Source organism: Flavobacterium sp. N502536 (assembly GCF_025947345.1).
GTDB lineage: Bacteria > Bacteroidota > Bacteroidia > Flavobacteriales > Flavobacteriaceae > Flavobacterium.
This window is the reverse complement of the sequence record NZ_CP110011.1, coordinates 46033-72956: the sequence shown is the minus strand read 5'-3', so window position 1 is coordinate 72956 and position 26924 is coordinate 46033. Positions and strand designations below refer to the sequence as shown.

General features: G+C 38.6%; 21 protein-coding genes, 1 other RNA gene and 1 pseudogene. 15 read left to right on the top strand and 8 right to left on the bottom strand.

The features are described 5' to 3' along the window. Positions 1–39 precede the first annotated feature (39 nt). From OLM61_RS00290 to OLM61_RS00280, 3 genes are all read right to left on the bottom strand, one after another. Complete coding sequence (locus OLM61_RS00290; RefSeq protein WP_264524559.1) at positions 40–1980, bottom strand: OmpA family protein; 1941 nt, start codon at positions 1978–1980, stop codon at positions 40–42. Positions 1981–1991: 11 nt separating this feature from the next. Continuing rightward, entirely contained in the window at positions 1992–2909 is a 918-nt protein-coding gene (locus OLM61_RS00285; protein WP_264526344.1) for a type IX secretion system membrane protein PorP/SprF, read from the bottom strand. A 157-nt stretch (positions 2910–3066) separates the two neighbouring features. Next, positions 3067–10902 carry a choice-of-anchor L domain-containing protein gene (locus tag OLM61_RS00280; protein WP_264524558.1) on the bottom strand — a complete coding sequence of 2612 codons (7836 nt, stop codon included), beginning with the start codon at positions 10900–10902 and terminating at the stop codon, positions 3067–3069. Positions 10903–11404: 502 nt separating this feature from the next. Between OLM61_RS00280 and OLM61_RS00275 the strand changes: the two genes are divergently transcribed. The 8 genes from OLM61_RS00275 to OLM61_RS00240 all read left to right on the top strand — a co-directional run bounded on the left by OLM61_RS00275 (position 11405) and on the right by OLM61_RS00240 (position 17813). After that, positions 11405–11890, top strand: coding sequence for a SixA phosphatase family protein (locus OLM61_RS00275; RefSeq protein ID WP_173964568.1), 486 nt, complete (start codon positions 11405–11407; stop codon positions 11888–11890). 5 nt (positions 11891–11895) lie between these two features. Then, positions 11896–13965, top strand: coding sequence for a polyphosphate kinase 1 (gene ppk1, locus OLM61_RS00270; protein ID WP_264524557.1), 2070 nt, complete (start codon positions 11896–11898; stop codon positions 13963–13965). Between the two features lie 45 nt (positions 13966–14010). Next, positions 14011–14901: a Ppx/GppA phosphatase family protein gene (locus OLM61_RS00265; protein WP_264524556.1), complete on the top strand. Its 891-nt coding sequence runs from the start codon at positions 14011–14013 to the stop codon at positions 14899–14901. A 78-nt stretch (positions 14902–14979) separates the two neighbouring features. Further along, positions 14980–15561 carry a TMEM175 family protein gene (locus OLM61_RS00260; RefSeq protein WP_264524555.1) on the top strand — a complete coding sequence of 194 codons (582 nt, stop codon included), beginning with the start codon at positions 14980–14982 and terminating at the stop codon, positions 15559–15561. A 17-nt stretch (positions 15562–15578) separates the two neighbouring features. Beyond that, entirely contained in the window at positions 15579–15734 is a 156-nt protein-coding gene (locus OLM61_RS00255) for a hypothetical protein (RefSeq protein ID WP_264524554.1), read from the top strand. A 65-nt stretch (positions 15735–15799) separates the two neighbouring features. Further along, positions 15800–16138 (top strand): Crp/Fnr family transcriptional regulator, encoded by a 339-nt coding sequence (locus OLM61_RS00250; protein WP_264524553.1) that lies wholly within the window; start codon positions 15800–15802, stop codon positions 16136–16138. Positions 16139–16199: 61 nt separating this feature from the next. Beyond that, positions 16200–17228 carry a saccharopine dehydrogenase gene (locus OLM61_RS00245; RefSeq protein ID WP_264524552.1) on the top strand — a complete coding sequence of 343 codons (1029 nt, stop codon included), beginning with the start codon at positions 16200–16202 and terminating at the stop codon, positions 17226–17228. Between the two features lie 6 nt (positions 17229–17234). Then, positions 17235–17813 (top strand): NAD(P)H-dependent oxidoreductase, encoded by a 579-nt coding sequence (locus OLM61_RS00240; RefSeq protein WP_264524551.1) that lies wholly within the window; start codon positions 17235–17237, stop codon positions 17811–17813. 4 nt (positions 17814–17817) lie between these two features. Here OLM61_RS00240 and OLM61_RS00235 read toward each other — a convergent pair whose 3' ends face one another. After that, positions 17818–18162: a DNA polymerase III gene (locus OLM61_RS00235; protein ID WP_264524550.1), complete on the bottom strand. Its 345-nt coding sequence runs from the start codon at positions 18160–18162 to the stop codon at positions 17818–17820. 88 nt (positions 18163–18250) lie between these two features. Here OLM61_RS00235 and OLM61_RS00230 point away from each other — a divergent pair, with 88 nt between their 5' ends. Beyond that, complete coding sequence (locus tag OLM61_RS00230) at positions 18251–18442, top strand: hypothetical protein (RefSeq protein ID WP_264524549.1); 192 nt, start codon at positions 18251–18253, stop codon at positions 18440–18442. A gap of 12 nt (positions 18443–18454) precedes the next feature. Here the strand turns inward: OLM61_RS00230 and dnaX are convergent, their stop codons facing one another. Next, on the bottom strand, positions 18455–19540 hold the full coding sequence (dnaX, locus tag OLM61_RS00225) for a DNA polymerase III subunit gamma/tau (RefSeq protein ID WP_264524548.1): 1086 nt from the start codon (positions 19538–19540) through the stop codon (positions 18455–18457). Positions 19541–19824: 284 nt separating this feature from the next. On the opposite strand from dnaX, the gene OLM61_RS00220 reads away from it, so the two are divergent. The 3 genes from OLM61_RS00220 (at position 19825) to OLM61_RS00210 (ending at position 21100) form a co-directional block, all read left to right on the top strand. Beyond that, positions 19825–20223: an NIPSNAP family protein gene (locus tag OLM61_RS00220; protein ID WP_264524547.1), complete on the top strand. Its 399-nt coding sequence runs from the start codon at positions 19825–19827 to the stop codon at positions 20221–20223. A gap of 100 nt (positions 20224–20323) precedes the next feature. Further along, the gene (locus OLM61_RS00215) at positions 20324–20773 is read left to right on the top strand and encodes a nuclear transport factor 2 family protein (RefSeq protein ID WP_264524546.1); all 450 of its coding nucleotides are present in this window, start codon (positions 20324–20326) and stop codon (positions 20771–20773) included. Between the two features lie 78 nt (positions 20774–20851). Next, entirely contained in the window at positions 20852–21100 is a 249-nt protein-coding gene (locus OLM61_RS00210; RefSeq protein WP_264524545.1) for a type II toxin-antitoxin system ParD family antitoxin, read from the top strand. Between the two features lie 235 nt (positions 21101–21335). Here OLM61_RS00210 and OLM61_RS00205 read toward each other — a convergent pair. Next, positions 21336–21628 (bottom strand): annotated as a pseudogene (locus tag OLM61_RS00205) (hypothetical protein). A gap of 124 nt (positions 21629–21752) precedes the next feature. Between OLM61_RS00205 and rnpB the strand changes: the two are divergent. From rnpB to OLM61_RS00190, 3 genes are all read left to right on the top strand, one after another. Continuing rightward, positions 21753–22070, top strand: an RNA gene (gene rnpB / locus OLM61_RS00200) — RNase P RNA component class A. Positions 22071–22101: 31 nt separating this feature from the next. Continuing rightward, the gene (locus tag OLM61_RS00195; RefSeq protein ID WP_264524544.1) at positions 22102–23355 is read left to right on the top strand and encodes a cation:dicarboxylate symporter family transporter; all 1254 of its coding nucleotides are present in this window, start codon (positions 22102–22104) and stop codon (positions 23353–23355) included. Positions 23356–23551: 196 nt separating this feature from the next. Further along, the gene (locus OLM61_RS00190) at positions 23552–24469 is read left to right on the top strand and encodes a ketopantoate reductase family protein (RefSeq protein ID WP_264524543.1); all 918 of its coding nucleotides are present in this window, start codon (positions 23552–23554) and stop codon (positions 24467–24469) included. 36 nt (positions 24470–24505) lie between these two features. Here the strand turns inward: OLM61_RS00190 and OLM61_RS00185 are convergent, their stop codons facing one another. Both OLM61_RS00185 and OLM61_RS00180 read right to left on the bottom strand, forming a co-directional pair. Next, entirely contained in the window at positions 24506–25195 is a 690-nt protein-coding gene (locus OLM61_RS00185; RefSeq protein WP_264524542.1) for a response regulator transcription factor, read from the bottom strand. A gap of 10 nt (positions 25196–25205) precedes the next feature. Beyond that, the gene (locus tag OLM61_RS00180) at positions 25206–26564 is read right to left on the bottom strand and encodes a sensor histidine kinase (protein ID WP_264524541.1); all 1359 of its coding nucleotides are present in this window, start codon (positions 26562–26564) and stop codon (positions 25206–25208) included. Positions 26565–26924: the final 360 nt, after the last annotated feature.

Here is a 26924-nt window from a genome sequence, read left to right as displayed (position 1 = left end):
TTTTGGAATTTGGAATTTGAATTTTTAAAATATTAAAGTTTACAAGGCTGTAATAATAAATTCGCTTCTTCTGTTCATTTGATGTTGTTCTTCCGTACAAGGTACGCCATCAGAACAGCCATTTACCAGTTGGGTTTCTCCATATCCTTTTCCGGTTAGTCTGTTTTTAGCGACTCCGTTTTTAACCAGCCATGCAATAGTTGATTTTGCTCTTCTATCAGACAAGGCCGCATTGTATTTGTGTGTAGCACGGCTGTCGGTATGCGAACGAATATCAAGTTTCATCGTTGGATGACTGTTTAGTACATCAAGTATTTTCTCCAGATCCAGAGCAGCTTCGGTACGAATATTTGATTTGTCCAGATCAAAATAGATCATTTTAATACCAAAACATTTTCCTAAATCATCACCAATGGTGACTTTGCAGGTTGCTTTATCCAAAGCAATAGGAAGACTCGTTTTTCCGGTAAGTTTGCCAATAGTGATGTTTATTTCTTTGGTAGTATAATCTTCTTTTTCAGCTCTTACATTATACGTTTTTCCGCATTCGACCGGAAAACTGTAAAAACCTGTAGCATCTGAAATGGTATTGTTTTTTACCGCTCCCTGATTGTCGTACAACGTTAGTTTTGTATTTGGTAAAATCGCTAAGGTTTCGGCATCTGTAATCACTCCATTTAACTCCTGGATGCATTGTAGTCTTCGGGTCTCAAGGAATTTGTAAATATCATCAGAACCCTGTCCGCCATCTTTATTAGAGCTGAAATAGCCTATTCTGGAAGCGGGATCAATAATATAGGCAAAATCATCTTTTGGCGAATTGACATCTGCTCCAAGATTCTGAATGCTGCTAATGGTTCCGTTATCTTCAATTTTACCCACAAAAACATCCAATCCTCCCAGACCGGGATGCCCATCAGAAGCAAAGTAAATTTCATTATCACTGGTCACATACGGGAAGGTTTCTTTCCCTTGGGTGTTAATGGTTTTTCCTAAGTTTTGAGGTGTACCATAACTACTGTCTCCGTTAATACTCACCTTGTAAATATCAGATTGTCCCACAGTTCCGGGCATATCAGAGGCAAAGTACAGTGTTTTTTCATCAGGACTCAATGCCGGATGTGCGGTACTGTAATTGTCGCTGTCAAAAGGAAGTGTCGTGATATTGGTCCACTTTCCGTTTTCAAGAGTAGCTTTGTATATTTTGATTAAAGTAATTTTGTTGTCATCTTTTCCTTTTTTACCATTGATGTAATTGTTTCGCGTAAAATAAACCGTTTTTCCGTCTTTTGTAAAAGCAGGAGAAGATTCGTGAAACTTCGTATTTAGGGATGTTTTAAATTTATTGACCTTAACAACACTGTTGGAAGCAGGGTCAGTATCGGCAAAATACAGATTAGTAAAATACTCTCCGGTCCATTTGTGTTTGCGCTGTGAAAAGTTTCCGGTATCTCTGGCAGAGGCAAAATATATTTTACCATTGTACACAAAAGAACTGTAGTCGGAATATTTAGAATTGATTCCGGCATCTTCGATTTTGTATCGGCCTGAATTGGCTTTAATTTTGTCGAGATAGTTTACATCTTCGGCGTATAATTTCGCTCTGTCGTCGTTTTTCGATTTAGCCGCGAACTCTTCCATGATTTTAGCAGCCTTAGCTGTTTGCCCGGTCGATTTCAAGCATTGTGCATATCGATAGTAATACTCAGGCTCAACAGCGGTATTCATGGCAAATAATTCACCATACCATTTCGCGGCTGCTTCAAAGTTAGAGTTGAAGTAGTAAGAATTTCCGAGCTTCTTAAACAAATCGTCTGATTTGTACCCTTTATCGGCTACACGTTCGTAGGTTTTAATAGCGTTGATATACGCATAATTATCGTAGTTTTTATCAGCAGTATTAATTTTCGATTGTTGCGCATAACTGCCGAATGAAAAAGAACAGATAATTGTTAAGCAAAGGAGTATATAATTTTTCATAATCATTATTTTTAGAAGAAACGTGGCGTTGTCATTTTACCATTGTTTTTGAAGAATTCGTAACGCAGGAATATCTCATGTGATCCCGAATTATAGTTGTTCAGTCGGGTGGTTTCACGATCGTAACCATAACCAAGATAAAGGCCGTCGGTTATTTGAAACCCTACCATGGCGCTTATTGAAGCACTCCAACGATACGCTAGTCCAACCACAAGTTTGTCCATAAACATAAAGTTTGCAGAAACGTCTACCTGAAGCGGTGCTCCCTCAACCATTTTGGTCAGTAAAGCAGGTTTGAATTTGATGTATTGGTATTGATCTAAATCAAACACATAACCGGCTATTAAGTAATAATTGATTTTATCTTTATAAATGGCATAGTCGTTATCATCAAACCGATTGGTTTCGATAAAGTTGGGTACAGACAAACCGATATAAGCTTTATCAGAATGCCAGTAGACTCCGGCCCCCACATTTGGTGAAAACTTATTGTTTAGATCCTGAAACTGTGGATCTCCCTGGCTCTCCGGATTTAATTTGCTGACATCAAGATTGAACAGGTTTGCTGTTCCCTTAATACCAAACGAAAGTTTAAAATCGGCTGAGGTTTGAACAGTATAAGAGAGGTCGACAGAAATGTTATTTTCATTGGTTGGACCAATTTTGTCGTTTACTAAAGAGGCTCCTACTCCCAGATTACTGTTGTTTATCGGGCTATTTACAGAGAAAGCGCTGGTTTCAGGTGCCCCGTCGAGTCCAACCCATTGGGTGCGGTACAATCCAAAAACACTTAAAGCTCCTCGTGATCCGGCATAAGCGGGATTGATGTTTATGGTATTGTACATGTATTGCGTAAATTGTGCATCCTGTTGGGCATAACCAGCAATTGTTACAAACATAATGACGAAGAAAAATAATTTTGTTCTCATAGTGGTATTTATTATTTTCATTAGTACTACTTTTTATCCAAGAAAATCGAAAAAAAGTCTATGCATTTGTATATTCAAAAATAAGGATTTTTTTATTAATTAATTGTAAAAAGCTTCTTTATGTGTTTGTGATACAATAGAATATATTTTTTCTTTCTTATTTTGATAGATATAAGTACCCATCTTTTTTATTGTTTTGAAGCACATTATTTCCGTCCAATGATTTATAATTAATAATATAGAAATAAGTTCCTGTTGGTAGTCCGTCAGATTGTTTGACGGTAGTTCGGCCTCTTGAAATTCCATCAAAGGCATTGGTTTGATTGTTGTAATTATGTGTTTCAAATACCAATACTCCCCAGCGGTTGTAAATCTCTACATCATTTTCAGGATAACAAGTGGTATCGTCAATACTGTCTATTTTGAAGATATCATTGATTCCGTCTCCGTTAGGCGAGAAGGCGTTATGAACGACTACGCTTCCACAGGCAAGTACTTTACAATCATCATTTACTTCCATATTCAGTACAATAGTTCTTGGGCAGAATGTATCCGGTATTCTGTATTCGAAGGTATAAGTGCCCAGCGCCAGACCAAAAGGATTAAAATTATTTCCTTGTATGCTGTTGGTATTATTGTTGTCCACCCAGGTTCCTGTAGTAGGAGTGTTTTCCGGTAATAAGGATAACAAGTTTATAAGAGTCGAATCATCGTTACAGGCTTTACTGCTGATCGTTGTTGTTCCACTAGGAGTTGCAGTAATCGTAACTGTTGCCGTAGCCGTACACGTTTGATTCTGATTGTTTACAGGCGATGTTGCTGTAAGTGTGTATGTTCCGGCTGGTAAATTGGTGTTTCCAACAATTTCGTTGTTAGCGTTTCTAATTACCACAGTCGAACCAGGACTATTGGTTACCAGAATTGAACCGGTTTTTCCGTCCAGACAGTTCACATTGGTAGCCACTCCGCTTACCGAAACTGTATTGGCTACTGTAAAGGTTTGTACCAGTACGGTTTTATTTCCTGCACAATCGGTTAGGGTATAGCTTCTGGTCAGGATGTAAGGACTTCCGTCGCAGCCGCTTCCGCCATTGTTAGTGTCACTTACTGTAATGTTAACTGTACTGCTGCAATTATCCTTAGCGTCTTTGATGTCACTTGGATTTCCGGCAGGAATATTAGCGATAGTTTGCAAATTGGCTACATTAAGAGGAGCTGTTCCTGTAGGCGGAGTAGTGTCTCTTACAGTTATAATTTGAGTGTAAGAAATGGTATTTCCACCACAATCACTGGTCGTCCATTTACGGGTTAAAGTATAATTTGTAGCACATTGATTTTCAATATTACTTTTTGTTTCACTGAAAACAATTGGTAAGTTGCCATTGCAATTGTCAGAGGCTTCCATATTTGCAGGCTGCGGAACAGCATCACAGGAAACAGTAATGTCGGCAGGTAACGTTCCGGTAAAGGTTGGTTTTGTAGTATCCTGAATGGTAATCACCTGAGTGAAAGTATCAGAAGTATTTCCGCAATCGTCTTTTACCGTCCAGGTATTGGTATAGGTTCCTGCATTAGAACAACTTTCAGAAGCTACAAAAGCACCGCTTACTTTTACAAGGTTTGAAACATCGGTATCACAAGCATCAGTTGCTGTTGGAAACAAGGCTTGTGCAGAAGTTAAGGCTGCTGTATCACTACATTCTAAAGTTTTGTTTAAAGAAGCAGTTGGAGTAGACCATGTTGGTTTAGAAGTATCCTGAATAGTAATCACCTGAGTGAAAGTATCCGAAGTATTTCCACAATCGTCTTTTACTGTCCAAGTGTTAGTATAAGTTCCTGAATTGGCACAACCTTGAGAGGCTACAAAAGCACCGCTTACTTTTACAAGGTTTGAAACATCGGTATCACAAGCATCAGTTGCCGTTGGGAACAAGGCTTGTGCAGAAGTTAAGGCTGCTGTATCACTACATTCTATAGTTTTGTCTAAAGAAGCAGTTGGAGTAGACCATGTTGGTTTAGAAGTATCCTGAATGGTAATCACCTGAGTGAAAGTATCCGAAGTATTTCCGCAATCGTCTTTTACTGTCCAGGTATTGGTATAGGTTCCTGCATTAGAACAACCTTGAGAGGCTACAAAAGCACCGCTTACTTTTACAATGTTTGAAACATTGGTATCACAAGCATCAGTTGCCGTTGGGAACAAGGCTTGTGCAGAAGTTAAGGCTGCTGTATCACTACATTCGATAGTTTTATCCAAAGAAGCAGTTTGAGTAGACCATGTTGGAGCAGAAATATCTTGTACAACAATAACCTGGCTCACAGGAAGTGAAACATTTCCACAGGCATCAACAGCGGTCCAGGTTCTGGTTTGAGTGTAAGAACCCGCGCATCCACCCGGAGTAATTACATCTGTATAAGTTAATGATGAAATCACGCCATTGTTATCCGTTGCAGTAGCAGTTGCAAATACTGGTGTTGCAGGACAATTAATAGTAGTACTTTGTGGTAGAGGATCTATGATTGGTTTAGTAGAATCTCCATCAATAATAGTAACCGATTTCGTTATGGTACAAGAGTTCGCATCTGTTGCAGTCACCGTATAAGTTCCGGCAACAAGTGCATTTGCTGTAGCAGCAGTTCCGCCAGATGGAGACCACAAGTAAGTATAACCTGGAGTTCCACCGGAAACAGTAATGGTAGCAGATCCTGTATTGTCACCTCCACAGCCTACATTGGTTTGTGAAGTAGTGGCTGTTAATACAGTTGGCTCTGTAATCGTTACTGTTTTTGTTATTGAACAAAGATTAGCATCTTTAATAGTTACGGTATATGTTCCTGCAGCTAAGTTAGAAGCTGTTGCTGCTGAACCTCCAGATGGTGCCCAAGAGTAGGTATACGCTCCGGTTCCTCCGGCGGCAGTTACGGTTGCAGAACCTGTAGCTCCGGCATTACAAGCCACATTAATTTGTGAGGTTGTTGCGGTTAGTGCAGTTGGTTCTGTTATGGTAACGGTTTTAGTAATCGTACAAAGGTTAGCATCTTTAATAGTTACGGTATAGGTTCCGGCTGCTAAATTAGAAGCTGTTGCTGCTGAGCCTCCAGATGGTGCCCAAGAGTATGTATATGCTCCGGTTCCTCCGGCAGCAGTTACAGTTGCAGAACCTGTAGTTCCGGCATTACAAGCCACATTAGTTTGTGTAGTTGTTGCAGTCAAAGCAGTTGGTTCTGTAATCGTTACTGTTTTAGTAAGGGTACAAAGATTAGCATCTTTAATAGTCACCGTATAAGTTCCTGCTGCCAAATTTGAAGCTGTTGCAGCTGATCCACCTGATGGTGCCCAAGAGTATGTATACGCTCCGGTTCCTCCGGCAGCAGTTACAGTTGCAGAACCTGTAGTTCCGGCATTACAAGCCACATTGGTTTGTGAAGTTGTAGCGGTCAGCGCCGTTGGTTCTGTTATGGTAACGGTTTTAATAAGGGTACAAAGATTAGCGTCTTTAATAGTCACGGTATAAGTTCCCGCTGCCAAATTAGAAGCTGTTGCTGCTGAACCACCTGATGGTGCCCAGGAGTAAGTATAACCAGGAGTTCCTCCGGAAACAGTTACGGTTGCAGAACCTGTAGTTCCGGCATTACAAGCCACATTAGTTTGTGAGGTTGTAGCGGTCAAAGTAGATGATTCCGTGATGGTAACGGTTTTAGTAATGGTACAAAGGTTCGCATCTTTAATCGTTACGGTATATGTTCCTGCCGCTAAATTAGAAGCTGTTGCCGCTGAACCTCCAGATGGTGCCCAAGAGTACGTATAGGCTCCGGTTCCTCCGGCAGCAGTCACTGTCGCAGAACCTGTAGCTCCGGCATTACAAGCCACATTGGTTTGTGTAGTTGTAGCGGTCAGCGCCGTTGGCTCTGTTATGGTAACGGTTTTAGTAATCGTACAAAGGTTGGCATCTTTAATAGTCACGGTATAAGTTCCTGCCGCTAAATTAGAGGCTGTTGCTGCTGATCCTCCAGATGGTGCCCAAGAGTAGGTATACGCTCCGGTTCCTCCGGCAGCAGTTACTGTTGCAGAACCTGTTGTTCCGTCATTACAAGCCACATTGGTTTGTGAAGTTGTTGCGGTCAATGCAGTTGGCTCTGTAATCGTTACTGTTTTAGTAATGGTACAAAGGTTTGCATCTTTAATCGTCACCGTATACGTTCCTGCTGCTAAATTAGAAGCCGTTGCTGCTGAACCTCCAGATGGTGCCCAAGAGTAGGTATACGCTCCTGTTCCTCCTGCAGGAGTCACAGTTGCAGAACCTGTAGTTCCGGCATTACAAGCCACATTAGTTTGTGAGGTTGTAGCAGTCAAAGCAGTTGGCTCTGTAATCGTTACTGTTTTAGTAAGGGTACAAAGATTGGCATCTTTAATCGTTACCGTATAGGTTCCGGCTGCTAAATTAGAAGCTGTTGCAGCTGATCCACCTGATGGTGCCCAAGAGTAAGTATAACCTGGAGTTCCTCCGGCAACAGTTACGGTTGCAGAACCTGTCGTTCCGGCATTACAAGCCACATTAGTTTGTGTGGTTGTTGCGGTCAAAGTAGATGATTCCGTGATGGTAACTGTTTTAGTAATGGCACAAAGGTTCGCATCTTTAATAGTTACCGTATATGTTCCTGCTGCTAAATTAGAAGCTGTTGCAGCTGATCCACCTGATGGTGCCCAAGAGTAAGTATACGCTCCAGTTCCTCCTGTTGGAGTCACTGTTGCAGAACCTGTATTTCCGGCATTACAAGCCACATTGGTTTGTGTAGTTGTTGCGGTTAGCGCCGTTGGCTCTGTAATCGTTACTGTTTTTGTAATGGTACAAAGATTCGCATCTTTAATCGTCACGGTATATGTTCCGGCTGCTAAATTAGAAGCTGTTGCTGCTGATCCACCTGATGGTGCCCAAGAGTAAGTATACGCTCCGGTTCCTCCAGCAGGAGTCACGGTTGCAGAACCAGTAGTCCCGGCATTACAAAGTACATTAGTTTGCGTAGTGGTTGCAGTCAAGGCATTTGCAGGCTCTGTAATAGTAACTGTTTTGGTGATTGTACAAAGATTAGCATCTTTAATCGTCACGGTATAAGTTCCTGCGGCTAAATTAGAAGCTGTTGCTGCCGATCCGCCTGATGGTGCCCAAGAGTACGTGTAAGCTCCTGTTCCTCCTGCTGGAGTTACGGTTGCAGAACCTGTTGTTGCAGATTTACAAAGTACGTTGGTTTGTGTGGTTGTAGCGGTTAGTGCCGTTGGTTCTGTAATGGTAACTGTTTTAGTTATCGTACAAAGATTAGCATCTTTAATCGTCACGGTATAAGTTCCTGCTGCTAAATTTGAAGCCGTTGCTGCTGAACCTCCAGATGGTGCCCAAGAGTAAGTGTAAGCTCCTGTTCCTCCGGTAGGAGTCACAGTTGCAGAACCTGTAGTTCCGGCATTACAAGCTACATTCGTTTGTGAAGTGGTTGCAGTCAAGGCATTTGCAGGCTCTGTAATGGTAACCGTTTTGGTTATCGTACAAAGGTTCGCATCTTTAATCGTCACGGTATAAGTTCCTGCGGCTAAATTAGAAGCTGTCGCTGCTGATCCACCTGATGGTGCCCAAGAGTACGTGTAAGCTCCTGTTCCTCCCGTAGGAGTAACGGTTGCTGAACCTGTTGTTGCAGATGTACAAAGTACGTTGGTTTGGGTAGTGGTTGCAGTCAAGGCATTTGCAGGCTCTGTAATGGTAACTGTTTTGGTTATTGTACAAAGATTAGCGTCTTTAATCGTCACCGTATAAGTTCCCGCTGCTAAATTAGAAGCTGTCGCTGCTGATCCACCTGATGGTGCCCAAGAGTAAGTGTAAGCTCCTGTTCCTCCGGTAGGAGTCACGGTTGCAGAACCTGTTGTTGCAGATGTACAAAGTACGTTGGTTTGCGTAGAGGTTGCAGTCAAGGCATTTGCAGGCTCTGTAATGGTAACCGTTTTGGTTATTGTACAAAGATTCGCATCTTTAATCGTCACCGTATACGTTCCTGCTGCTAAATTAGAAGCTGTTGCTGCTGAACCTCCAGATGGTGCCCAAGAGTACGTGTAAGCTCCTGTTCCTCCCGCAGGAGTTACAGTTGCAGAACCTGTTGTTGCAGATTTACAAAGTACGTTGGTTTGTGTCGTGGTAGCAGTTAGCGCCGTTGGTTCTGTAATGGTAACCGTTTTGGTTATCGTACAAAGATTCGCATCTTTAATCGTTACGGTATACGTTCCAGCTGCTAAATTAGAAGCTGTTGCTGCCGATCCGCCCGATGGTGCCCAGGAATAGGTGTAAGGCCCAGTTCCTCCGGCAGGAGTAGCGGTTGCAGAACCTGTAGTTCCGGCATTACAAAGTACGTTGGTTTGCGAAGTGGTTGCAGTCAAGATAGCTGCTGGCTCCGTAATAATTATTTGTTTGGTACCGGTACATCCTTTTGAATCAGTAGCGGTTACAGTATAAGTTCCTGCGGCTAAATTCGAAGCCGTTGCTGCTGATCCACCTGATGGTGCCCAGGAATAGGTATAAGGTGCAGTTCCTCCCGTAGCTGTTACAGTAGCTGATCCGGTTGTAGTTCCTTTACATTTTACATCAACATGTGAACCGGCAGTTTCGGTAATCACAATATTGGTCTGACTCACAACAACCGGTTTCGTATCAGAACAGCCCGATTGTACATTTGTACCTTTAATGTAATAAGTCCCCACTGGCGCTGCAGTTGGAGTGTTATAAGGAATAGTTGCTGCAGCATCCTGCCAGTACGTATAAGTAAGTCCGGCAGTACTTCCTGCAGTAACTGCTGGCAAAGTAAGGTTTGCTGTACCATTAACGCATACAGGGGCAGGATTAGTAATAACCAGAGTGTTTGTCGCAAAACTTTTTGCTTTCAAAAACACACCGGCATCCCATCTTTGATCTGATGCATCGGCAATAGCCATTTTTATTTTATAAGTATTTCCAGGTGTAACAGCATAAGTAGCAGTAAGAACAACAGTTGAACCATCATATTCCATAGTGGTAGAACCAGGAGGATTGTTTAAGTAGTAAGCGTCGTTTACTGCCGGGAACGCAACATTATTTACGTTAGTTCCGGCAGAGTGTATGTTGTTTATGGTTACCGCATCACCATTTGGTAATTGGGCAAGATTAATCGCATTATTGGTATACGTCCCGGTAATTCCGGTGCCGCTTAAAAAGAATCCAAAAGCATCATTAAATTGCGTATTTACATATTCCAGATACTCTTCAGATGCAAAAATAAATTTAAACTCTACAAGATTTCCGTCCGGAATAAAATTGAATTCTAATATGGAGGCATCGTGCATGGTTCTGCCGGCAATTCCAGCCAAATCAGGATCACTCGCTTCGTTTACCATTTCATCAGACCTGTTGGTGTACGTATTAGGTCCCATGGCTGAACTGATTTTCCCTGTAGACAAAAGAAGCCCTTCGTCTATTGGGAATGTAGAAGTTCCTTTGCTGTAGTACCCCAATTGTCGGTCTCCGGCAGTCGAAGACCAGGTATGATTTACCCAGGTCCAGGTGTTGTTATTGTTTCTTCTGTAATAACCAAAGCGAACATTGTCGATGGTTAAACAGCCAGACGTTAATACATTACGAACAAGCTGATCGGCATTATAACCATTGTAGCCTGCAGCAGGATTGGCAACATCAATTGAACCGGCAACAGCTGCCAGAGCACTAACAGCTTCGGTTGTGGCTGCCGTTTTTGCTGTCTTGGAAGTTAGTTTAGTTGATGAAATAGTATTTCCAATCCTAACAGGGATCTCCTGAGCAAAAACTGCCGAAGAATACATTGTTAATCCTAAAATTAAAATCAATAAAGATTTTAAGTTAATTTTAGAAAAGACATCATGTTGAATGTTTTGGTGAAAAGGGAAAATATACTTACCACATTTAATGAAATTTCCCACTTCTTGAAGAGTAGTTTTAGTTTTCATATTTTAGGATTTTGTTTTTGAAAGTACTTGTGATATTTTAACAGAATCAAAGTTATAACGTGTAATTACTTTTGATTTTTTTTCTCCGCAACTAACCTAAAAACTCGTTGAAGTGTATTTTTTTTGTTAAATAAGGGGGCAAAAAACACTTTTTTTTGCCATTTCTGACAAAAAAATGGAGGCTAATTTTTTGTTTTATTTGTTAAAAAGGCTGCTTTTTGATTCTTGTAAGTGATTAATAATCAATTATTTGGTTAATTTTTTATGAATATGGAAAATATCGACTAAGTGTCTGATTTAATAGATGAAGAACACTTTTTGTTAAATAAGGAAAGTTTTCCTTTGTTAAGGATTTTAGATTTTTACTTTTCAGTTCGTCGTTAAAAATTTTGTTGAAATGTTAACAGAAATAAAAAAAAGAAAAGGTTTAAGATTTCTTTTGTAAATTAGAAGTTCAATAAAAAACCAACCTCTTTTAATGAGGAATGTAAACCTTCAGCTTATGAAAAACTTAATTTTAATACGCCATGCAAAATCAAGTTGGGAAGCCCCGTTAAAAGATTTCGACAGACCATTGATGAAAAAAGGAATTTTAGATGCACATGAAGTATCGGCAACGATTTCAAAGTTTCTTCCTAAAACCTATATCATGTGGAGTAGTACTGCGGCGAGAGCTTTAGAAACGGCACTTATTTTTGCGCAAAATATTTCTTATCCTATAGAAAGTATCGTTTATAAAGACGACCTTTATACCTTTGATGACAAACAGCTCGAAAAAGTTATCAAATCATGTGATAATAGTTTTGAAAGCGTTATTCTTTTCGGACATAACGAGGCTATTACAAATTTTGTTAATAAATTTGGGGATGTTTTTATCGAAAATGTACCTACTTCAGGCTTTGTATCACTACAGTTTGATGCAGACAGTTGGAACACCATTAATAAAGGTAAAACTCATAAAACAATTTTCCCCAAAGATTTAAAATAAATAAAGTGTACGAACAGAAATATATCGATAGAGAAAAAAGTTGGTTGGCGTTTAATGCAAGAGTACTTCAGGAAGCTGGAGATAATTCGGTTCCACTTTTAGACAGGTTGCGTTTTGTTGGAATTTTTTCAAATAATTTAGATGAATTTTTCAGAGTCCGTTATGCTGCAATTCGAAGATTAAGTCTTTCCGGAATTTCCGGTGAAAAATATTTAGGTGGAGTTTCGGCACACCAGCTCATTAAAGACATTACCGAAATTGTTATTCAGCAACAATCTGAAAGTTTGCGTATTTTAGGCAATATCGAAGCAGAACTCGAAGCCGAAAATATTTTTATCATCAATGAAGATCAAATTACAAAAGAGCAGGAAAGCTATCTGAAAGACTTTTTTTTAGAGAAGTTAAGCCCTGAACTGGTGACCATTATCTTAAACGATCTGGCTGAATTTCCGGTTCTTAAAGATACCCTGGGTTATTTGGCTGTTCGATTGGAAATGAATACCAACGATGAAGTGCGCTACGCTGTTATTGAAATTCCAAAAACCATAAACCGATTTGTAGTCCTGCCATCGGAAAGTGACAAGCAGTATGTGATATTGATTGACGATGTAATTCGTTACAATCTGAAAAACATCTTCAATATTTTTGATTATAAAAGCGTTTCGGCACACATGATCAAAATTACACGCGATGCCCAGCTGGATATCGATAGTGATTTGAGTAAGAGTATGCTCGAAAAAATTGCATCCTCTGTAAAAGACAGAAGAATAGGAGAGCCCGTTCGCTTTATTTACGACAACTTAATCGAAGAAGATACCTTGCGTTTCTTTTTGGATAAAATGAAAATTGTAGAAACCGACAGTATAATTCCGGGTGGACGTTATCATAACCGACGTGATTATATGAGTTTTCCCAATTTGGGAAGATACGATTTGCTGTACAAGCCAAACGAACCTTTGCCAATTCCGGGCTTGAGTCTTGAAGGCAGTATTTTGGAAAAAATCAGTAAAAAAGATTATTTGCTGCATGCTCCATACCAGTCCTTTTCGTATCTGACAAAGTTTTTGCGTGAAGCCGCTTTAGATCCAAAAGTAACCAGTATAAAAATTACATTATACCGTTTGGCAAAGAACTCACAGATTATCAGTTCTTTGATTAATGCAGCGAAAAATGGTAAAAAAGTAACCGTTCAGATCGAGCTTCAGGCACGATTTGATGAGGCATCCAATATTTCCTATGCCGAGCAAATGCAGACAGAAGGAATTGATCTTATTTTTGGAATAAAAGGCTTAAAAGTACACAGTAAAATTTGTGTCATCGAAAGAGTAGAAGACAGCAAAACACGTCGTTACGGCTTTATTTCAACCGGGAATTTTAACGAATCGACGGCTAAAATTTATACCGACGTAACCCTGTTTACCTGTCATCAGCAAATTTTGAAAGACATCTCTAAAATATTCGAGTTTTTTGATATCAACTACAGGGTGCACCGATACAAACATTTAATTGTATCCCCGCATTATACCCGATCAAAATTTATCAAACTCATCGATCGTGAAATTCTGCATGCACTGGCAGGCAGAAAAACACACATAAAATTAAAAATGAACAGTTTGTCTGATTTTAAAATGATCGATAAATTGTACGAAGCCAGTAATGCAGGAGTTAAAATTCAGCTTCAGGTAAGAGGAATTTGTTCGTTGATTCCGGGAATTCCGGGTATGAGCGAAAACATCGAAGCCATAAGTATCGTCGACAATTATCTGGAACATTCAAGAGTTTATATTTTTGGAAATGCAGGATTAACGGAAGTCTATATTTCATCGGCCGATTTCATGACCCGAAACCTTGACGGAAGAGTCGAAGTCACCTGTCCGATTTATGATCTTCAGATAAAGAAAGAACTAATAGACAATTTCAATATTGCGTGGAAAGGGAATGTTAAAGTGAGATATCATTCCTATAAACTTGATAATAAATACAAGCCCAGAAATCACCATGCTCCATTTAGAGCGCAGTTTGAAACGTATAAATATTATCAGAATAAAATAACGGTTCAGGAAGAAGTGGTATAACACATCAATTAATAAAAACAATAAAAAATAAAATCATAAGTGAGCATGATTAATATAAGGAAATTTGCAGCGATAGATATTGGATCCAATGCCATGAGGCTACTGATATCGAATGTTGTAGAACAAGATGGGAAAGAACCTCAGTTTAACAAAAGTTCACTTGTTCGTGTGCCAATTCGTTTGGGACAAGATGCCTTTACCGTAGGAGAAATTTCAGCAGAAAATATAGATCGAATGGTGGATGCGATGAGAGCATTCAACCTTTTGATGAAAGTACATAAAGTAGAACGTTATATGGCGTTTGCCACTTCGGCAATGCGCGAGGCCTATAATGCAAAAGAAGTTGTGGCCCTGATCAAGAAAAAAGCCGACATAAAAATCGAGATTATTGATGGTAAAAAAGAAGCCGCAATTATTGCTTCGACAGATTTACATCATTTACTAAAAACAGACGAGACCTATCTTTTTGTGGATGTGGGTGGTGGAAGTACTGAATTTACCTTGTTTTCTGATGGAAAAATGATCAATTCGCGATCTTTCAAAGCCGGAACTGTGCGTTTGTTAAATAATATGGTGCACGATGTGGTTTGGGATGAAATCGAAAAATGGATCAAAACCAATACCGCAGATTATGAAGAAGTCACCCTGATTGGTTCGGGTGGAAACATCAATAAATTGTTTAAAATGTCCGGAAAACAGCAGGAAAAACCGCTTTCGTACATCTATATCAATTCGCAGTATGCTTTCCTGAATTCGTTAAGTTACGAGCAAAGAATTGCCGAATTGGGTCTGAATTCAGATCGTGCCGACGTTATTATTCATGCGACCAGAATTTATCTGAATGCCATGAAATGGAGTGGAGCACGCCAGATTTACGTTCCAAAAATTGGACTTTCTGACGGAATCGTAAAAGCAATGTATTACGGTAAAATTTAATTTTTTATTCTTAATTATAAAAAGAATAATTCGTTCTAATTCGTGGCAAAAATAAATGTTTACCAACAAACACAATAAATGAACAAAACAAGACTTGAGGCTTTTAGTGATGGTGTATTGGCTATTATCATAACCATTATGATTTTAGAAATTAAAGTACCGGCAGGTCATGAATTCGCCGATTTAAAACCGCTGATTCCGAAGTTCATAAGTTATGTTTTGAGTTTTGTTTATGTGGGTATTTACTGGAACAATCACCATTATTTAATTCATAGCCTCAGTAAGGTTAATGGAAAAATTCTTTGGGCCAATTTACATTTGCTCTTTTGGCTTTCATTGATTCCTGTGGCAACCGGATGGATGGGTGAGCATAACTTTGCCAAAGCATCGATGGCTTTGTATGGAACTGTATTGTTGTTGTGTTCAATTGCATACTTTATTTTACAGCGCATTATCATTCTGAATGAAGGTACAAATTCGAACCTTGCAAAAGCGATAGGACGCGATGTAAAAGGACATACTTCTTCCGTTTTGTACATTTTGGGAATCGTATTTTCGTTTTATAACGAATGGATTTCGGGGGCAGCTTATTTTATCGTTGCTTTATTGTGGCTTATTCCGGACAAGAGAATAGAAAGGATTTTTGCTGCTAAAAATTAATTCATTTCGGGAATATCATGAAATCAGTTTTTCAGTCCATTAAAAACTTACCGCAGGACGTATTAGATCAGTTGGATGATTTAATTACTGTCCGAAAACTTAAAAAAGGCGATTTTTTATTGAAAGAAGATCAGGTTTGTAGTGAAATTGTTTTGATAAAAAAGGAATTTTAAGATCCTTCTTTTTTAACCATCAGGGCAATGAAATAACAAACTGTTTTGCTTTTGAAAATGAATTTATGGGGTCGTTTTCGAGCTTCATAACGCAAAAAGTGGCAGAAGAAAACATTCAGGCACTCACCGATACTGAAATCGAGGTCATACACAAAGAAGGGATAGAGAAGCTTTACAGCTCGAGTATTTACTGGCAGGAAGTAGGCCGTAAAATTGCCGAAATTGAATATGTGACGCTGCAAAAAAGAATGATTTCTTTTCAAAAACTGTCAGGAACCCAGCGTTACGAAGAACTTTATCAAAATCATAAAAACTACATTCAGCAAATTCCGCTGCAATACCTCGCCTCTTATTTGGGCGTTACGCCAAGGCATCTGAGCCGAATTCGCAAAGCTGTTTTATAGGACATTTGTCCGGTTCCCGAGAGGGGTTTCCTCGTTATTTTTGTTCCAAACAAATGTACCAATGAGGAAAAATATTTTAATAATTGGAGGGACAGGATTAGTAGGTAAAATCATTTTACGCATTCTGGAAGGGAGGAATTCTGACTATAAAGTTTTTGTCGGGAGCCGTAAACCGGGGCAAACCAAAAATGCTTTAGTTGTAGATGTGAACCAGCCTGAAACCTTCGCTACGATTACAGATCATAAGATCGATTTGATTGTAATGTGCACAAAAGACAGCAATAATAAAATCTTGCAGTTTGCCATACAAAACGGCTTGGATTATCTCGATATTACTAAACCGACTCCGGATTTAACAGCCGCGCATGATTTTGCCAGAGTCAACAAACAAAAACTAAACAGCCGAATCGTTTTTAGTTCCGGCTGGATGGGCGGAATCGTCAGCAGTCTGGTGGATCTTGTCGAGCCCGATACTTCTAAAATTCAGGAAACAAAGCTGTATATTTATTATTCGATCAAAGATTTGGCTGGCAAAAGCTCGGCTCATTTTCTGGCGGAAAACGTGTGTAAGCCTTTTGTGGTTTATGAAAATGACAAAGTCAAAAAGGTCAGACATTTTTCGGATTCAGAAGATTTTAATTTTTCATTTGGAATAGGAAAACGACAGGTTTACAACCTCGATGTTCCGGATTTGTTCATTCTAAATCAGATCGAAAAAATACCAACCGTTTTGGTTAAGATGACTTATAACTCTAAGATAGTGACACGTTTAATGGGGTATCTTCAATCGCTGAAAGTGTTTAATATTATGTCGCTAAAAGAAAGACAGCTCTTGTTTGGCTCGAGTGGAAAAGGAGATCAGACGGTTTTTGAAGTCATGGTTAAAACGCAGCACAAAACAAAGCGCGTCAGTTTACAGAGTTTAAAAGGTCAGGCAGAATTAACGGCATTTTCGGCAGTTTTACATGTCGAAAAGCTGTTGAGTGAAAGTGTAGCAGAAGGAATTTACTTTAGCCATCAAATACATTCTTCTTCTGAAATTTACGAAGCCTTAAGCGCTTACAATACAATTAATGTTAATATAAGCTAATTGAAAATGAAAAACATTCTTATTATCAACGGCCATCCCAATCCGTCCAGTTTTAATTTTGCGATAGCCGAATCGTATCTCAAAGGAGTACTAGCATCTAAAACAGAAGTGGATAAGATTACCATTGCGAAGCTCAACTTCAATCCGAATTTACAATTTGGTTATCAAAAGCGTACCGAATTAGAACCTGATTTGTTAGAAGCCTGGGAGAAAATAAAAAAAGCAGATCATTTGGTCTGGATTCATCCGGTTTGGTGGGGTGGATTGCCTGCGATTACAAAAGGTTTTATAGATCGGTTGTTTTTGCCGGGTATGGCTTTTCAATACCGTGAGAATTCTGTTTGGTGGGATAAATTGTTAAAAGGAAAAACCGCTCATATTATCACTACCTTAGATCAGCCGGGCTGGTACTACCGGTTTTTTTATGCAAGGCCCAGTGTCAATCAGCTGAAAAAGACTGTTTTAGAGTTCTGTGGTGTCCAGCCTGTAAAAGTGAGTTATATCGGAATTATAAAAACAGCCGATGAAACGCAAAGAAAAAAATGGTTGCAAAAAGTGTATAATTTCGGACTGCAAAATAAATAAAAAACTAGACTTGTAAATCCAATCCAAATGTAGAACGTAATAGTTCTATGTTTGGGTTGATTTCCAGTAAGCGGTTGTATCGGTCCTGATCGTTAAGGTTGCGTTTAATTTTGATCGTTTCGTTAACAATTACCTCAATCGTAATATCGTGATTGTGTAAATGTCCTTTTAAATGTCCTAAAAGCCCGTGCATCTGACCTTCAAAATCTACTTTAGAACCTTCGTTCGGTAGTTCAAAAGTAATAACAGTGCCGTTTAACTTCGGGTCATTGATTAACAATAACGACTGCATAATTTTGTGTCCTTTGTCGCCTAAACGTTGGGCATATTTATTCCACTGCAGCAACATTTCGGTTTCTGTAAAATCTTCCGTAGGCAGTTCAGTTGTCGGTTTTACATACGTTTTATTGACTGCTTCCAGTTCTTTTTTCTTGCGGATGCTTGATAAAGAAAAGGCAGAAACTTTAGGCTCTGTGCTTGTTTCGGGTTTTGGTGCTGCTGGAGCTTCAGGTTTTGGAGTCGAAGCTGTTTGTTCGTTTCCTGAAGTTTCGGTTGCGGCTACAGCTGTATTGGCAGTTTCTGTCTTTGGAGTTTTAACTTCAACGATAGAATATCCGCCATTTTTATAATAAGTAGGGGGATTATGAATTGCTCAACTTTTTTTTTTCTCCATCAAAATTGATAGAGGCCAACTGCATCAGACATAATTCGACTAAAAGGCGTTGGTTTTGACTTAATTTGTACTTTAAATCGCAGTCGTTGGCAATATCGATTCCTTTTAACAGAAAATCCTGTGAGCATTTTTGTGCCTGAACCCCATACATTTGCTGGGCTTGTTCACCTACTTCAAGTAAAGCAATTGTAGCAGGAGTTTTGCTCACCAATAAATCTCTAAAGTGAGAAGCAAGTCCGGCAATAAAATGATGTCCGTCAAAACCTTTAGCGAGTATATCGTTGTAGGCCAATAAAAGATCCGGAATTTTATTTTCTAAAAGTAAATCGGTGATGCTAATGTAAGTCTCGTAATCTAAAACGTTTAGATTTTCGGTTACCGCCTGACGTGTTAAGTTAGTTCCGCAATACGAAACCACACGATCAAAAATAGACAAAGCATCACGCATTGCACCATCAGCCTTTTGAGCGATAATGTGCAAAGCATCGTCTTCAAAATTGATTCCCTGACTTGCGGCAACATCTGCTAAGTGTTCTTTAGCGTCTTTTACCGTAATTCTTTTGAAATCAAAAATCTGACAACGGGATAAAATCGTTGGAATAATTTTGTGTTTCTCTGTGGTAGCCAGAATAAAAATGGCGTGTTTTGGCGGTTCTTCCAATGTTTTCAGAAAAGCATTAAAAGCAGCCGAAGACAACATGTGGACCTCGTCAATAATATAGACTTTATATTGTCCGGTTTGTGGCGGGATTCGAACCTGATCGATCAGACTACGAATGTCATCCACAGAGTTATTTGAAGCAGCATCTAACTCAAAAACGTTAAAAGCAAAATCTTCGGTAGGATCATCATATCCGGGCTGATTGATTTTTCGGGCCAGGATACGTGCGCAGGTTGTTTTTCCAACACCACGTGGTCCGGTGAACAAAAGGGCAGAAGCAAGGTGATTGCTGTCAATAGCATTCAGCAAAGTGTTGGTAATGGCTTTTTGTCCCACTACATCCTTAAACGTCTGTGGGCGATACTTACGGGCCGATACTACAAATTGTTCCATGTTCTATTTTATTCGATAGCAAATATAGGCCGAAAATTGCCAAATCACAAATCTGAAATTGATAAATGTTGGAGTTGTTTTTGAGTGTTTTGAATATGAGAAAGTAACGTTTTAGAATTTGAATTTTGGCACTGAAAAAAAACAGGAAGATGTAATTTTTTGTTCTTCATTTTTAACTTTTTCTTATGAAACTGATTTCGATATAGTTGTAAGAATTCAGGTTTAAATTTATATTTTTGATGCAATCCTTTAGGGAAATCTAAAACCAATTAAAATTGCCGGATATGAAATTATTTTTATCGACTTTGCTTTTGGTTACCACATTTATTGTAAAATCTCAAACTGCAGCTACAGGCAGTCCGGTTTATCAACTGCGTATCTATGAGATTTTTGAGTCCAATAAAAATCAGTTCCATGAACGTTTTCGGGATCACGCCATGCGTATCATGAAGAAGTATAATTTTAAGATCACCTCCATCTGGGAATCAAAGTCGGACAAAAAAACAGAGTTTGTTTATTTTCTGGAATGGCCGGACGAAACGACTATGAAAAAAGCATGGGAAGGTTTTAAAAGTGATCAGGAATGGATCGCGATTAAAAAAGAATTTACAGCAAAATATGGCGATGTAGTGGGGAATATTGAAGACCGGATTTTAACAAAGATGGACTATTCTCCAAAATGATTGTCGTGCTTTTTTAAAGTTGCTTTTGCTTAAAGATATTCAAAACGTGCGTCTCGTTGATACATTTAGCCGCAAACTCATTTTAACTCCTTAACTTTTTATGAAAAACTATTTATTGGTAATTGCATTTGCATTTTTTTCGTCTGCTCTTCAGGCACAAACTGCTCAGGATTCGCTTGATATCAAACGTGTTGCTTTGGCTTATATCGAGGCACAGCATAATCCGAATCCGAAATTGATGGAAGGTGCCCTGCATCCCAGATTGGTCAAACGATCTGTTTTTAGAAGTAAAGCTGCCAAAAAAGATTATGTCTCAGAATACTTTACAGAGAACATGGTGCTTCTGGCAGAGACATACAATGCAAAAGGAGATAAGTTTCCGAAAAATCCAAGAAAGGAAGTGAAATTACTGGATGTTTCGGCACGAACAGCGTCTGTTAAATTGATTGCTGATGCCTGGATCGATTATATGCACGTTGTAAAAACCAATGGGGAATGGAAGATTATAAATGTGCTTTGGCAATACAATGATGTAACGCAGCATGAGTAGTTTTTTTTAAATTCTGCAATGTGTTATTTAGCTAATGAGTAAGTTGCAAATTTTAGATTCCTGAAAATAAATTAATTTATGGGAAGAAACATATCCATATCGCTTGGAGATCATTTTGAGCACTTCATTGAAAATAGTATTGCTGAGGGAAGATTTAGAAATGTCAGTGAAGTGATCAGGGCTGCATTGCGCCTTTTAGAGGAAGAAGAAAATCGTTTGCTTATTTTAAAAAAAGCGGTTCAGGATGGTTTGGATAGTGGTCGTGCAGAGAATTTTGATGCCAAGAAACAGCTCGAAAGTTTAAAAGCAAACAAGAGAAATAGCTAGATATTTTATGCCCTCTCAAGAAACGGGAGACTCCTAATGGTAAGCTCTGTAAAGAAAATAGTTAATCTTTGACGAGCTGTTTACAGCTGTTTCTCGTTCCTTGGGAAGGCATCATTTTTTTTAGCATAACTTTCTCATGAAACCATCGGCCCTAGCCCCGATAGGAGCGGTATCCTTTTTCTTGCTCCTTTAGCAAGGAAAAGATAAAGCGGATAGCGGGATTGGCTCCTGAAAATTATCTTCCTTTGATGCTTAGATCCGATAAAAACTTTACGGTTTCCTGATCAGAGTCGGCGGAGAAACCTGCGACATACACTCCTTTTTTGCCTGATGTTGATTTAATTCCGTATACAACTGCCTCATCGCCCGGGTCTGAATTCCTTCGTATCGATACACATGAACAATTTCAAATTTTTCAGGATTCTTTTTTATCAGGTCTGAGTTTAAGTTAAAATCAAACGTAAATCCTTTTTCATTCAATTGATCTAAAGCTTTTGAAACAGTTGCGTAGTGATACATTCTAGTCATGATAATTGAATTTTAAAATTATGGGTTTTAAAGATAACCAATTTAAAATTAAATTGTTACGAAAATGAGCCGAAAATCTAAAATTTAAAATCATTATTCTTAGTATATAAATCGCTACTTTTGCCCCGCAGACCGCCTTATCGTCGTTCCGATTTATCGGAAGGGAGGAAAGTCCGGACACCACAGAGAAGCATAGCGGGTAACACCCGTCGGCGTTAGCAATAGCGCAAGGACAAGTGCAACAGAAAGTATGTACAGGTAATGCTGTAGTGAAACCAGGTAAACTCTATGCGGTGAAATACCAAGTATATCAGCATTTAAGGGCTTCTCGTCCGTTGTTGAAGGGTAGGTAGCTTGAGTCCCGTAGTAATGCGGGATCTAGATAAATGATAAGGCTCTGATTTATCAGGGACAGAATCCGGCTTATAGGTCTGCATTTTTTATATATTTGTGAAACTCTCAAATCTGCCTTCATGAATATAACTACTCCAAAATCTTCTAAACAGCCCAAGAAAAGTACCTTTAGGCTTATTGTAACTAATCTAACCTTTTGGGTTCTTATTGCTATTATTGCCGGAATTTTGCTCGGTCATTTTTCGCCACAGAATGGTGTAAAAATGGAAATATTAGGTGCTAAATTCATAGCCCTGATTAAAATTTTTATAGGTCCGATTATCTTTCTGACTATCGTTTTGGGGATCTCCGGAATGGGGAATCTGAAAAAAGTAGGACGAATAGGAGTGAAAGCATTGGGTTATTTTGAAGTGGTTTCAACTGTAGCTTTGGCGATTGGGGTGGCCGTGGCTTATTTCTTTGAGCCCGGTAAAATTGACAGATCCAGTTTGACTCTAGGAGATGCGAGCCAATATACAACGAATGCTGCGGAGCATTTTTCGTGGCTCGAATTTTTTCTTTCGAATTTTACCTTGCAGGTTTTACTGGCAGCGATTGTGTGCGGAATTGCCCTGAATTTTTATAAAAAGAGGGAGCAAACCATTTTGGTGTTGGAACGTTTTTCGAATGTGGTTTTCCTGGGATTGAAATATGTGATGTATCTGGCTCCGATTGGTGCTTTTGGCGGTATGGCATTCACCATCGGAAAGTTTGGTTTGCAAACGCTTATTCCGTTGGGAAAATTGATGTTGTGTGTGTATTTGACCATGGCGCTTTTCGTTTTTTTGATTTTAGGAAGCATTTTAAGGTATTATAAAATCAGGATACTTTCGGTCTTAAAATATATCAAGGAAGAACTTTTACTGGTGCTTGGAACTTCCTCTTCGGAGGCGGCTTTGCCCAGTATTATGGTGAAATTGGAACAAATGGGATGCAGTAAATCGGTTGTTGGATTGGTGATTCCCACAGGTTATTCTTTTAATTTGGACGGAACTTCGATTTATTTGTCGATGTCGGTCATATTTCTGGCTCAATTGTATGATGTGCATTTGAGTTTCTTTGAAATTCTGAGTGTAATCGGGATTCTGATGATTACCTCAAAAGGTGCTGCGGGAGTAACCGGAAGCGGATTTATTGTTCTGGCTTCGACGTTAACAGCATTGCATAAAATTCCGGTTGAAGGATTGGCTTTTTTGCTGGGAGTCGATAAGTTTATGAGCGAAGCAAGAGCGATTACGAATTTAATTGGAAATACAGTAGCAACGATTGTAATTTCGAAAAGCGAACGTGATTTTACAGAATTGAATCTGAATCCTGTTTTAGAGGAAATGTAAGTTGTAAGTTATGAGTTATGAGTTATGAGTTATGGATTGTGAAATCCGTATCAATCCGCGTTTTCGCATAGCGAATCCGTCTCATCCGCGTGTTATTTTTTACCACGTAGTGAGATGTGAGATATGAAACCTGAAACCTGAAACTTGAAACTTGGAATTTAGAATTTGAAGTTTGTTTTTATTTAAATAAAATTTTATGAAAAGAATTGGAATTTTAGGACTTGGCGGAGTAGGTGGCTATTTTGGCGGACTTTTAGCAAAAGCCTATCACGAGTCAGATGATATTGAGATTGTTTTTATTGCACGCGGCGCTGCTCAGCAGGCAATAGCCGAAAACGGACTGAAAATCGTGACCGACGATTCGGAACTTATTGTGCATCCAAAATTGGTTTCAAACGATCCGAAAGAAATTGGTGAATTGGATTATTTAATTTGTGCGACCAAAACGTATGATATTGAAGAAAGTCTGCTTTCGCTTAAAAGCTGTATCGTTGCTAAAACGGTTATTCTTCCTTTGTACAATGGGGTAGATGCACCAGAACGCATTCAGAAACTATTCCCGAACAACGATATTTTACAGGGTTGTGTTTATATTATTTCGATGATTACATTACCGGGTACGATTAGAAAAATGGGTTTTTACGAAAAGCTTTTTTTTGGTTCTAAAACGGTTGCTGCTTCAAAATTATCGGAATTGCAGGATATTTTTCAATATGCTAAAATTGAAAGCTATTGGGTTGAGAATATTGAAGAAACGGTATGGGAGAAGTTTATTTTTATTTCGGCACTAGCGTCGACGACTTCGTATCTGAATCAACATATTGGTGAAATTTTAGACCATCCGGATGCTATGGCGGTTTATGTTGGACTGTTGCACGAAATTGATGCGGTAGCTAAAGCAAAAGGGTTAAAGCTGCCGGAAGATATCGTAAATCAGACTATCGTTAAACTAGAAAAATCGCCTCGTGAAGCAACGTCTTCTATGCATAGGGATTTACTCGCCGGCAAAAGTACCGAAGCAAGTTCGCTGACTAAATTTGTGTTGAACGAAGGGAGGAAGTATGGTGTAAAAACACCTCTTTATGAAAAAATCACTAACGTATTGCTGCCTTAGCTTTCACGATTAAAAAAATAGAAAAACCTTGCTTTGTCAAGGTTTTTCTATTTTAAATTCCAGCCCAATATTTCGAGTGCTCTCAATGCTGATTTTTGGATCTGAATTGAAATATTTTCTAAGCCTGCTAATAAAAACATCCATACTTCGTCCGGAGAAATAATCGTCTTTTTTCCAGACCGACATTAAAATTTGGTCTCTCTTTAATAACTGATTGTGGTTCAGATATAAATACTCAATTAGAGAAGCTTCCATTTCGGTGAGCTGCTGCACATGATTTTTATTGTTCAGAGTTAGTCTTTCATTGTCAAAAATATAAGAACCAATTTCGATTATATTATTTCCGTCCAGACTTCTCTTTTGTTCGATTCTCTTTAGAATATTATGCAAACGCAGTATGAGTTCGTCGATTTCAAAAGGTTTTATGATATAGTCGTCTGCGCCTAGTTTTAATCCAATGATTTTGTCTTCTTTTAACTTTCTTGCCGTCAGAAAAATAAATGGGGTCTCGGGGTTGATCGTAATCATTTTTTCAGCCAATGAAAATCCGTCTAATTTTGGCATCATGACGTCCAAAACGCAAATGTCAAAAGTCTGTTTGGAAAAATAGTCTAATGCTATTTCGCCATTTTCTGCCCAGACTACTTCAAATTGATGCAGTTCTAAATATTGTTTTAAAATGGCCGCAAAATCAAAATCGTCTTCGGCTAAAAGTAATTTTTTCAAAATAAGGGAATTAAACTTTTAATAAAATAGTAAACTGGGTTCCTTTTCCTAAATCGCTCACAACACTCACAGTGCCCTGATGCGCTTTTATAATTTGATCGACATAATACAATCCTAAACCTAAGCCTTTTGTATTATGAAGATTTCCTTGTTGTACGCGATAGAATTTTTCAAAAAGAAGGGATTGTTTGTTCTTTTCGATTCCAATTCCGTCATCTTCAACACTAATCGAAAATTGATCTTGGTTCAGCTCTGTTTTTATCGTAATGGTGGTAGAACCATATTTTACAGCATTTTCTAAAACATTCAAAAGAGCTGTGGTTAAATAGAATTTGTCCAGAATCAGATTGGTTTTCTGTGTTTTAAAATCGGTTTTAATGTTGATTTTGGGATAAGTAATCTTGAAATCATTAACGATTGTTAATAGAAAATCTTCGGCTTTTGTTTTTTCTTTTTGAAGTTCAATTCCGTTCTCTGCCAGTGAATTTGCCATTACCTGATCGATCAGATTCTGTAAACGATTGTTCTGACGTGAAATGGTATTGACTATAGTGGTAAAACTTTCATCATTATCGCGAATGTCTTTTCGCTCTAATATCTTGGTCGAAATGCCTAAAGTTGTCAAAGGTGTTTTGAGCTCGTGGGTAATATTATTGATGAAATCGGTTTTAATATCGTTGGCCTTCTTCTGTTTGATTAAAGCTTTTATGGCAATGAAAAAAAGGGTGATAAGGGTTGCTATAGAAAGTAACGACAAGATTAAAACGAAAGTCATCCGTCTTAAAATAATCATTTCCCAGTCGATTACCGAAACGTACATCGAATCCTCGGTCAATAATTTGTAACCCTTGTTTTCAAAAGTTCCGTTGCTGGTACCCACATAATTCCGGACTAAAAAGGCATGATTTAAAGAAATCAGATTTCCGTATAGTTTGTTTTGGATAAAGGGTTTTTCAGAGAAAATGGTGTCTACTTTTTTGGCGTTTTGGTAGAGCACAAATTTGTTCAGAACAATGGCAAAATCGATTTTTAAGTTGGGTAAGTCTCTTTTGAATTTACGCTGAATCTTTTGTGTTAAAACGTCGCTGTATTCATTTTCGAGAATATAGTTTTTAATCTCAACCTTGCTGCTTTTTCCCTGAATGTAATTTTCGGATAATAGTTGGTAAAGGGCTTCTTTTTTGGCCACTATTACCGAATCGATATCACTGTAATCATTGGTGATTCCTGCTATTTTATTCTTGATTTCGGTATGAAACTGCGCGACTTTATAATCGTAGGTTGTTTTTACCAAATAACACTGCACTGTTGATAAAACAATCAGTGCTAGGACAGAAAAAGCGATTAATAAATTGATTCTTTGTTTCATGAGTTGTTTTGTTGGCACGCTGATGACACAGTTTAAACCGGTTTACGCGGGTTTTATTTAACCCTTTGTAATGGCTTTAACACATAGAAACATAGTTTTGTTTGGCTAAAAAAAAGACGTTTCACTTATTTAAAATACGCATAGTGTATGTGAAAGAAAGATATTTCTTTTTTGCCTCCTTTACGACACCTAAAAGCTATGGTTCTATGTGTTTCATAATTTTTTAATGACTGCAATGTGATTTATTAAACGGGTATAAATCTCCGCGCCATTCTTCATTCAAAAATAAAGCTTTTAAGAGACAATAGGCACATTAACTCAGCATTAACCTTCAATTAACTTTCGCAATTCTTTTTTAGA